At 71.3% G+C, this 9,209-nt stretch carries 8 protein-coding genes; 4 read left to right on the top strand and 4 right to left on the bottom strand.

Annotation, left to right across the window (positions count from 1 at the left end; translation table 11 throughout):
• Nucleotides 1-153 precede the first annotated feature (153 nt).
• Together G6038_RS29220 and G6038_RS29215 are read left to right on the top strand one after the other, a co-directional pair.
• Nucleotides 154-873, top strand: coding sequence for a hypothetical protein (locus G6038_RS29220; protein WP_165042240.1), 720 nt, complete (start codon nt 154-156; stop codon nt 871-873).
• Nucleotides 874-1,086: 213 nt separating this feature from the next.
• Entirely contained in the window at nt 1,087-1,533 is a 447-nt protein-coding gene (locus G6038_RS29215) for a PaaI family thioesterase (RefSeq protein WP_165042238.1), read from the top strand.
• A 28-nt stretch (nt 1,534-1,561) separates the two neighbouring features.
• On the opposite strand, the gene G6038_RS29210 is transcribed toward G6038_RS29215, so the two are convergent.
• The 3 genes from G6038_RS29210 to soxR all read right to left on the bottom strand — a co-directional run bounded on the left by G6038_RS29210 (nt 1,562) and on the right by soxR (nt 4,687).
• The gene (locus G6038_RS29210; RefSeq protein WP_165042236.1) at nt 1,562-2,941 is read right to left on the bottom strand and encodes an NAD(P)/FAD-dependent oxidoreductase; all 1,380 of its coding nucleotides are present in this window, start codon (nt 2,939-2,941) and stop codon (nt 1,562-1,564) included.
• Between the two features lie 144 nt (nt 2,942-3,085).
• Nucleotides 3,086-4,117, bottom strand: coding sequence for a tyrosine-type recombinase/integrase (locus G6038_RS29205; RefSeq protein ID WP_165042234.1), 1,032 nt, complete (start codon nt 4,115-4,117; stop codon nt 3,086-3,088).
• Nucleotides 4,118-4,234: 117 nt separating this feature from the next.
• Nucleotides 4,235-4,687: a redox-sensitive transcriptional activator SoxR gene (soxR, locus tag G6038_RS29200; RefSeq protein ID WP_165042232.1), complete on the bottom strand. Its 453-nt coding sequence runs from the start codon at nt 4,685-4,687 to the stop codon at nt 4,235-4,237.
• A 1,336-nt stretch (nt 4,688-6,023) separates the two neighbouring features.
• Between soxR and G6038_RS29195 the strand changes: the two genes are divergently transcribed.
• Together G6038_RS29195 and G6038_RS29190 are read left to right on the top strand one after the other, a co-directional pair.
• Entirely contained in the window at nt 6,024-7,565 is a 1,542-nt protein-coding gene (locus G6038_RS29195; protein ID WP_165042230.1) for a SulP family inorganic anion transporter, read from the top strand.
• Nucleotides 7,566-7,583: 18 nt separating this feature from the next.
• Nucleotides 7,584-8,006 carry a MerR family transcriptional regulator gene (locus G6038_RS29190; RefSeq protein WP_165042228.1) on the top strand — a complete coding sequence of 141 codons (423 nt, stop codon included), beginning with the start codon at nt 7,584-7,586 and terminating at the stop codon, nt 8,004-8,006.
• 25 nt (nt 8,007-8,031) lie between these two features.
• Here the strand turns inward: G6038_RS29190 and G6038_RS29185 are convergent.
• Nucleotides 8,032-9,209 (bottom strand): thioesterase domain-containing protein (locus G6038_RS29185; RefSeq protein WP_240918834.1); only part of this gene is annotated, 1,178 nt, incomplete at its 5' end.

Below are 9,209 nucleotides of genomic sequence, written 5' to 3'. Positions count from 1 at the left end.
GGTGGTCACAGGGGGCGGGCTCCTCGGGAGACGCGAACTCGGCCGAACGAAGGTTAGGTTACCGAACCCTATCTTCCCGGGTTGCATCCACCGGCCCGTGATGCAATGGTTAGGCTTACCTAATCAAAGCAGCTCGCCGATCAGGAGGTGTGGATGACAACCCTGCTGCCACCCCGATCCACCGCAGCGCAGGTCCGCGCGTTCGTGGACACGGACGCCCGCCTGCGCCTGCTGACGCCCCATGCCCCGCGCGTCTACGCCGTCGCCCGCATCGACGACGAGCCGCGCCGCCGCTGGTGGCGGCTCGCCGACGCCGAGCGGGACCGGCGGATCGCGCTGCTCCACGCCCGCGCGCTCGAGGACGTCGGCGACCCGCGGATCGCTGCCGATCAGGTGGCCGGCGCCCTCGTCCACGTCGTCGCGGGCCGGGTGCTCGCCCCCTACCTGCTCGAGGCGCGCTGCTGGGACCCCGGACTCGACAACCTGTGGATCCACCAGGACAGCGACGGAGGCATCGACTGGGCCGCGGTCGCCGACGACACCCTGCGCGTGCTGCCCGACGACCCCGCGGCCGCCGACGCCGCGGTCGTCGTGCTGCCGTGCGAGGAGGCGCTCGCGCGGTGGACCGCCCACCGGGCCGGCACCGCGCTGCACGCCGCGCACGCCTCCCTGGCGTTGTGCGCCCCCGCCGACGCGCTGCGGTTCTGGTCCCTCCTGGGCCGCGCCGTCGTGGCGGGCGCGGCGCAGATTCCCCTGCTGGCCGGCACCTCCCGCTCCGTGGCGGCGCGCCGCGGCCAGCTTCTGCTGGACGCGTTCCTGGCGCTGGACGTGCCGGTCCGAGGGCTTGCTCAATTAGGCAAGCCTTCCCTATAGTCGAGAATGTTGCGACCGCCGGACCGCGCCGGAGTCCTGAGGGCTGCAGAGACTCCCGGTCCTTCCCACGGCGGGCCTCGCGTCCACGACGCGAGGCCCGCCGGCTCGTCCCGGCACTGCGTGCCACCGGCGATGTCCTAGCATCCCTGTCAGACCCGGCGACCGCCGCCGGGCCCGCGCCAGGGAGCTGGCACGACCCGGACGGAGCGACCCATGACCGATCTGCCCACGCAGGAGCACCTGACCGACCCCACGGCCGTCACCGAACAGCACAACAACGGCTTCGGCTCCGTCCTCGGTCTCGAGTTCACCGAGCTCGGCCCGGACCGGGTCCGCGCGCACTGGACCGTCACCCCCACCCAGCACCAGCCGTTCGGCATCGTCCACGGCGGCGTCTACTGCGCGGTCGTCGAATCCGTCGCCAGCTTCGCCGGCAGCATCTGGCTCGGCGACCGCGGCAAGGTGGTGGGGGTCAACAACAACACCGACTTCATCCGCGCCACCCGCGAGGGTGTGCTCACCGCCACCGCCACCCCCATCCAGCGCGGGCGCAGCCAGCAGCTGTGGCAGGTCGCCATCACCGACGACCGGGACCGCACCGTCGCCCACGGGCAGGTGCGCCTCGCCAATATCCTCGATCCCGACGCCCTGGGGGGCTGACCCCGGCGGTGGGGCCCCGGAACCGGCCTCAGCCCGCGGCGCGGCGGCTGCGGCCGCCGCGTTCGGCCTCCTCGGTGTGTCGCTGCAGCCGATCGATCGCATTGCGGGCGAACACCTGCTGCTCCGTCGAGGCCATCTCGTTGCGGCCCCGCGTCAGGAACGTCGTCGCCCACGACAGCAGGGTCGACAGCTTGCTCGAGAACCCCACCAGGTACAGCAGGTGGATGCCCAGCCAGGCCACCCAGCCGACGAACCCGCTGATCTCGAGCTTGCCGACCTTCGCGACCGCGCTGAACCGGCTGATCGTGGCCATCGAACCCTTGTCGAAGTACTTGAAGGGCTTGCGTTCGGCCGGACTGTGACCGGACAGGCCCGCGACGATCTGCCGCGCCGCGTACTTGCCGCCCTGCATCGCCACCTGCGCCAGGCCGGGCAGCCGGTCCAACGACATCATGTCGCCGATGACGAACACGTTCGGATGACCGGGCAGCGACAGGTCCGGGTTCACCTGGACCCGGCCCGCCCGGTCGACCTCGGCGCCGGTCTGCTCGGCGAGCTGCCGGCCCAGCGGGCTCGCCGACACACCCGCCGACCACACCTTGCACTGCGAGTCGATCCGGCGTTCGGTGCCGTCCTTCTCCTTGATCGTCAGGCCCGTCGCGTCCACGTCGCTGACCATCGCGTTGAGCTGGATCTCCACGCCGAGCTTCTCGAGGGTCTGACGGGCCTTGGCGCTGAGCTTGCCCCCGTACACCGGCAGCACGTCCGGTGCCCCGTCGAGCAGCACCACCCTCGCCGACGACGGGTCGATGTTGCGGAACGCGCCCCGCAGCGTGTGATGGGACAACTCCGCGATCTGCCCGGCGAGTTCCACCCCCGTGGGGCCCGCCCCGACCACCACGAACGTGAGCAGCCGCCGCTGCTCCGCCGGATCCTCGGACAGCTCCGCCTGCTCGAATGCCCCGAGGATCCGTCCTCGCAGCTCGAGCGCGTCGTCGATTGTCTTCATGCCGGGCGCGAACTCGGCGAAGTGGTCGTTGCCGAAATACGACTGCCCGGCGCCGGCGGCGACGATGAGGCTGTCGAACGGCGTCACCGTCTCGTGCTCGAGGAACCGGGACGTGACGGTGTGCTGCGTCAGATCGATCGACTCCACGTCGCCGAGCAGCACCTGCGCGTTCTTCTGCTTGCGCAGCACCAGGCGGGTCGGGGGCGCGATGTCGCCCACCGACAGGATGCCCGTCGCCACCTGGTACAGCAGCGGCTGGAAGAGGTGGTGCGTGGTCCGAGCGACGACGGTGACGTCCACGTCGGCACGTGCGAGGGCCTTGGTGGCGAACAGACCCCCGAATCCGGATCCGATCACCACGACATGGTGACGGCGTGGCTCAACCGACTGGATGCTCATTCCGTGCTCCTCGATGTCTCGGGTCGACCGGGCAACCGGTGGCGGGACGAGCGACGGGGCTCCCGCGCCGCCCCCAGTCTGTCAGCAATACCCGCTCACCACAGGCTTACGCGTCCGCCGCCGGCCGGCCCCGCGCTCCGGGCCTCACTCGCGCCGGTCGAGCAGCCCGTAGACCGGGTTGTGCCGCGCGGCGTGCCGGACCGCGTCGTCCGTCGCCGACGTGTAGATCTGCACGGTCTGCAGCGAACGGTGTCCGAGCAACTGCTGCAGCTCCACCATCGTCGCGCCGCCGTCGGCCAGACTGGTGGCGAAGGTGTGCCGCAGCGCGTGCGCGAGGGCGCCCCGCTTGCGCTCACCCTCGATGCCCGCCATCCGGTACATCCGCCGCACCCGGTACTGCAGCGTGCCGCGGGTGATGCGCCGGCCGTCGGCGCCGACGAACAACGGATCGGACGGGGGATAGCGCTCCCAAGCCGCCGGCGTCTCGTCGTCGCCGCGCCGGGACCGCTGGGCCGGGGGGAACCGGGTGTAGCGCTCCTCGAGGTACCCGGAGACGATCGCCGTCCAGCTCTCCTCGAGCGGAATCTGCCGTTCCACGGACCCCTTGCCCATCACCCGCAGCACGGGCGCCTCGGTGCCGCCGAGAATGCTGCCGAGATCGAGGCGGATCAGCTCCTCCGAACGGATGCCGGTCAGCAACAGGGTCGCGATGAGCGCCAGATCGCGCTGAGGCCACTCCCGGCCCGAGGCGGCGGGGCGTTGCGCCTCGACGGTGAGGGTGTCGACGAGTTGCCCGATCGCCTTGGGCGTGAACGACTTCGGGGTGTGCTGCGGCCGCTTCGGCTGGGCGATCGACGCCATCGGGTTGCCCTCCGACACCCCCTCGGAGACGAGGAAGTTGCAGAAGCTGTTCCACACCGACCAGGCCCGCCGAACCGACGCCGGTTGCCGCTCCCGCGCGAACGCGGCGAACGCCGAGCGCATCGCCCGGATCGTGATGTCCTGCACGCACAGGTCGTCCGGGGCGACCGAGAGCTTGACGGCGAGTTCCTCGCACACCGCCTGCAGATCCAGTCGGTACGCCTTGATGGTGTGCGCAGACCGTTTCGCCGTCTGCAACGTCTCGAGATACGCGGCGACCCAGTCCAGCAACCCCGGATCCACCCGGCTCGTCATGGGCCTCCTCACGTACCGGTCGTACACCTGTGCGATACCAGTGTGACATCCGGGACCGACGGGAACGATGTGACCACAGGGGAGTGGGACCCGAGGTGGGACGCGGGTGCCGGACGCCTATCGCGGCACCGACCTGCCGAGCCGGTGCGGTCCCGGCCCCTGCGCGCCCAGCACGTCGCCGGGGTTGGCCAGCGGACACGAGGCCAGGCTCAGGCAGCCGCACCCGATGCACTCGGTGAAACTGTCCCGCAAGGCGGTGAGCGCCTCGATCCGCTCGGTGAGCCGGTCGTGCCACTGCCGCGACAGCCGGGCCCAGTCCGCCGCGGTCGGCACCCGGCTGTCCGGCAACGAATCGAGAGCGTCCTTGATCTCGTCGAGGGAGACCCCGACGCCCTGGGCGACCCGGATGAACGCCAGACGGCGCAGCGTGTCGCGCCGGTAGGTGCGCCGGTTCCCGGAGGTGCGCCTGCTGTCGATCAGGCCGCGGGCCTCGTAGTAGTGCAGCGCGGACACCGCCACCCCGGACCGGGCGGACAGCTCGCCCGGGGTCAACCACACGCTCGGCCGCATCGACGTTCCTCCCGTACCCCGGGCCGGCCCGGCGGCACCGACCATACCTGTCGAACCCGAATCTACGTCGAGACGGAAGGGGGTGCCGCGCGGGGAGAGGACCGGGGTCCGGGAGAGACGTGCCGCGCCCGGGGATCGCCGCCGCGGGGTACCCCCGGGGCTGCTCACCACCGCACGGGCGGTCCGGCGCGGGGTGCGGCCACGCGGGGAGACGGGCGGCGGCCCCGGGGGTTGCCGACACGGCGGCGATCCGTTCGCGCCCAGGGGCACCGGCCGCGGAACCCACCACACATGATGGATAACGGTGATTATCCATCATAATTGTTATTATAGATAGGGTGCAGGGTGTGCCACAGCGTCGATGCGAGCGAGTGGGTCGACGCGGCGGCTGGATCCGGTGTTCCGTAGACCCGGCCGCGCCCACCGGTCGCCGGCGGCGCAGATCATTCCGACCCTCGAGGGCTCGGTGTGGGCATCGGGAGGAGGGGAGCTCGTCCACTGTGAACATCGTGCGCCGGAGGCCAGCGGGTGGTGCTCACCGTTGCGACAGGACTTCCCGTTGCGAGAGGACGTCGCCGCGCCCTTGGCCGGAGCCCGTGCGGGATGCCGTGATTCCGAATGTGCCGGGTCCGCGGCGAGGGTGCCGCGCGGTGTCGACGGTGATGCCGACGGCGGAGCGGTCGGAGCAGATCCCGTCCGCCACCTGTTCGATCGGCATTCGCCGTCGCGGCGCAGGCGTCGACGATCCCGCACCGTCCTTCGTTCCGTCCGGGGAAGCCTCCCACCACACTAGTTGACATAATGTGGATTATCGGCGAACGGCGGACCTGGGGTTATGGCACAGGACGGCGCTATCGGCCGTGCGGCGGCCGTTGGATTTCCGTTGTCGCGATCCTCTGTCGCGGCGCACGTGCGCCGGCGCGGACACGTCGTGTCCCCGCCGTTCGGTACGGCCGCGCCGCACGGCGGCGCTGCGGCCGGAAGCCGGGCATGACCGAACTCGACCGTTCCGGCGTGGTCCGGTCGCCGGCCCCACAGGCCCGAAAGCCCTTCCGCAGGCCTCGGCTCGCCAGTCCTCGGCCCGCCGTCGGGCCGCCCTGCCCCGGGCTCGGCCGCCCACTATCAAAACGTCACAGTGACGTTTTTAACCGTAGTTTCCGGGTGTCGCGCACGATCCGGAGCCGTCGATCCTCAAGCGGGTGCCGAATGGTTCCCAACCCTCACGCGACGGTAGAGTGTGCGCTCGGCGACCGGAGGCCCCGGCGCACCCCTCTCATGCCGTCCCCGGAACCCTCCGGTCGGTTGCGGCATGCCCCATCCTCCAGGAGAGCGAGAGATGCAGCAGACACCGCCCGGTGCGGCGCCGACCGGACGCGAGGCCGGAGACCCGAGCACCTCGGTGCGCACCGCACTGCGCTCCCCTCAGCGCCTGAAGACCGAGATCCTCGCCGGTCTCGTCGTGGCCCTGGCGCTGATCCCGGAGGCGATCTCGTTCTCCATCATCGCCGGCGTCGACCCGCGGGTCGGGCTGTTCGCCTCGTTCACCATGGCCGTGACCATTTCCATCGTGGGCGGCCGGCCGGCGATGATCTCCGCCGCCACCGCCGCGATCGCCCTGGTCGTCGCCCCGGTGGCCCGCGAGCACGGCCTCGACTACCTCATCGCCACGGTCATCCTTGGGGGCATCTTCCAGGTGGTGCTGTCGGTGCTCGGGGTGGCCAAGCTGATGCGGTTCATCCCGCGCAGCGTGATGGTGGGCTTCGTCAACGCCCTGGCCATCTTGATCTTCACCGCGCAGTTGCCGCACCTGATCGACGTCCCGTGGCTGGTCTATCCCCTGGTCGCGGTGGGGCTGGCGGTGATGTTCCTGCTGCCGAAGCTCACCTCCGTGGTGCCGGCGCCGTTGGTGGCGATCGTGGCGCTCACCGCCGCGGTGCTCGTCTTCGGCTGGGACGTGCCCAACGTCGGCGACGAGGGTGAGCTGCCCGAGTCGCTGCCGGCGCTGTTCCTCCCCGACGTGCCGCTGACCACCGAGACCCTGTCGATCATCGCCCCCTACGCGCTGGCGATGGCGCTGGTCGGCCTGCTCGAATCGCTCATGACCGCCAAGCTGGTCGACGACATCACCGACACCCACTCGAACAAGACCCGGGAGGGCTGGGGCCAGGGCGTGGCCAACCTCGTCACCGGATTCTTCGGCGGCATGGGCGGCTGCGCGATGATCGGCCAGACCATGATCAACGTGAAGGTCTCCGGGGCGCGCACCCGCATCTCCACCTTCCTGGCCGGGATGTTCCTGCTGATCCTCGTCGTCGCCCTCGGCGACGTCGTCGCCCTGATCCCGATGGCCGCCCTGGTCGCCGTCATGATCATGGTGTCGGTCGCCACCCTCGACTGGCACAGCATCGCCCCGCGCACCCTGAAGCTCATGCCGCGCAGCGAAACCCTCGTGATGGTCGTGACGGTCGCCGCGACCGTGCTCACCCACAACCTCGCCGTCGGGGTGATCCTCGGCGTGGTCACCGCGATGGTGCTCTTCGCCCGCCGCGTCGCCCACCTGACCAGCGTCGAGAAGGTCTCCGAGGCCGACACCGACCACGACGGTCAGGTCGACACCCGCGTCTACAAGGTGCACGGCGAGCTGTTCTTCGCCTCCTCCAACGACCTGATCCACCAGTTCGACTACGTGGGCGACCCGCGCAACGTCGTCATCGACCTCACCGGCGCCGACATCTGGGACGCCTCCACCGTGGCCACCCTCGATGCGATCCGGCACAAGTACGAATCGAAGGGCAAGCACGTGGAGATCACCGGACTCGACGGCGCCAGCCTCGACCGCCTCGACCGGCTCTCCGGCCGCCTCGGCGCCGGTCACTGACCCGCACGCGGCACGCCGATGAGTTCGCCCGAGGACGCCCGCCGGATGCAGATCGGTGAGGTGGCGCAGCGCACCGAGCTGTCGATCCGCACCCTCCGCCACTACGACGAGGTGGGGCTGGTGCGGCCGTCCGCCCGCAGCGTCGGCGGCTTCCGCCTCTACACCGAGAACGACGTGCGGCGGGTGCTCGTCATCCGGCGGATGAAGCCGCTCGGCTTCACCCTCGCCGAGATGGGCGAACTGCTCGACGCGCTGGACGTCCTCGGCTCCCCCGCCGTCGCTCCCGAACGGCGGGAGGCCGCCGCCGCGGCGGTTCGGCTCTGTCACGACAGGGCCCGGCAGGCCTGTGCGAGCCTGCGGCGGCAGCTGGCCTACGCCGAGGAACTCACCGCGGTGCTCGCCGACCCCGTCGGCGAGCACCCCGACGCGGTGCAGGACTGACCCGTCCTCCCCGGAGGGACGACCCTCAGCCCCGCGGGCCCGCGCCGGTGATCGCGGTGTCCGCCAGCCGCGCCGACAGGACCCGCACGATCGCTTCGACCGCGTGCGGGGACACCATCTCGTGGTGGTCGCAGTCGATCCGGTACTGGTGGATCTCCCCCGACACCACGTTGTGCCAGGCCGCGACCGCCGGCGCCGGTGCCGCGGACCGGGTGGCGGTGAAGAACAGCACGTCCCCGTCGAAGGTGGCGGGCGTGTGCCGGCGGGCGGCCCGCAACGCGGCGGCCGAGCCGCGGTGGATCCGCTCGAGGTGCGCGGCGGTCAGGCCGGTGCCGCCGCCGAGCGCGGCGTCGAGCAGCGCCGACGCCTGGTCGTAGGTCGGATCCTGCTCGGCGTCGACCGGCACGCCGAGGTCGCGGAGCATGTCGCGGACCCCGACCGACCCGGCGCCCCGGACGCTGAGGTGGCTGTCGAGCAGGGCCAGGGTGTCCACGCGCTCCCCCGCCCGGCGCAGATCCACGGCGACGGCGTGGGCGACGATGCCGCCGAGCGACCAGCCGAGCAGGTGGTAGGGGCCGTGGGGCTGGATGCGGCGGATCTCCTCGACGTACCGCTGCGCCAACGCGGTGACGGATTCCGGGGTGGGGCCGCCGCTGAGGGTGGGCAGCTGCAGCCCGTAGACCGGGCGGTCGCCGCCGATGCGTTGTGCGAGCGGCGCGTACGCCCACGACAGGCCGGCGGCCGGGTGGAGGCAGAACAGCGGTGCGCCGGTGCCTTCACGCAGCGGCACGAGCACCTGCAGGGCCTCGTCGATGCCGGTGCGTTCCTGCCGGCCGTCGAGGTGGGCGGCGAGGCCGGCGGGGGTCGGATGGACGAAGATCGATTGCAGCGGGACGGGACGGCCGAGACGTTCGCCGAGCGCCGGCAGCATCCGGGTGGCGAGCAGTGAGGTGCCGCCGAGGTCGAAGAAGTTGTCGTCGACCGAGACCCGGTCGAGGCCGAGATGCTCGACGAACACCCCCACCACGGTGCGCTCGAGGTCCGTGGCCGGGTCGCGGTAGGCGCCGCCGAGCGCCGAGAAGTCCGGCTCCGGCAGGGCGCGCCGGTCCAGTTTGCCGGCGGGCGTGAGCGGGATCCTGTCGAGCACGATCACGGCCGTGGGCACCATGTGTGCCGGAAGGTGTTGCGACACATGCTCTCTGA

Source organism: Rhodococcus sp. 14C212 (assembly GCF_011058195.1).
GTDB lineage: Bacteria > Actinomycetota > Actinomycetes > Mycobacteriales > Mycobacteriaceae > Rhodococcus > Rhodococcus aetherivorans.
Note: the sequence above shows the minus strand (reverse complement) of the source record. Positions and strands in the feature narration are given on the sequence as shown.

Coding starts and splice junctions, on each gene's coding strand:
- G6038_RS29210 (WP_165042236.1), bottom strand. CDS start 2,941: ATGAGCATCCAGTCGGTTGAGCCACGCCGTCACCATGTCGTGGTGATC.
- soxR (WP_165042232.1), bottom strand. CDS start 4,687: ATGCGGCCGAGCGTGTGGTTGACCCCGGGCGAGCTGTCCGCCCGGTCC.
- G6038_RS29215 (WP_165042238.1), top strand. CDS start 1,087: ATGACCGATCTGCCCACGCAGGAGCACCTGACCGACCCCACGGCCGTC.
- G6038_RS29205 (WP_165042234.1), bottom strand. CDS start 4,117: ATGACGAGCCGGGTGGATCCGGGGTTGCTGGACTGGGTCGCCGCGTAT.
- G6038_RS29190 (WP_165042228.1), top strand. CDS start 7,584: ATGAGTTCGCCCGAGGACGCCCGCCGGATGCAGATCGGTGAGGTGGCG.
- G6038_RS29220 (WP_165042240.1), top strand. CDS start 154: ATGACAACCCTGCTGCCACCCCGATCCACCGCAGCGCAGGTCCGCGCG.
- G6038_RS29195 (WP_165042230.1), top strand. CDS start 6,024: ATGCAGCAGACACCGCCCGGTGCGGCGCCGACCGGACGCGAGGCCGGA.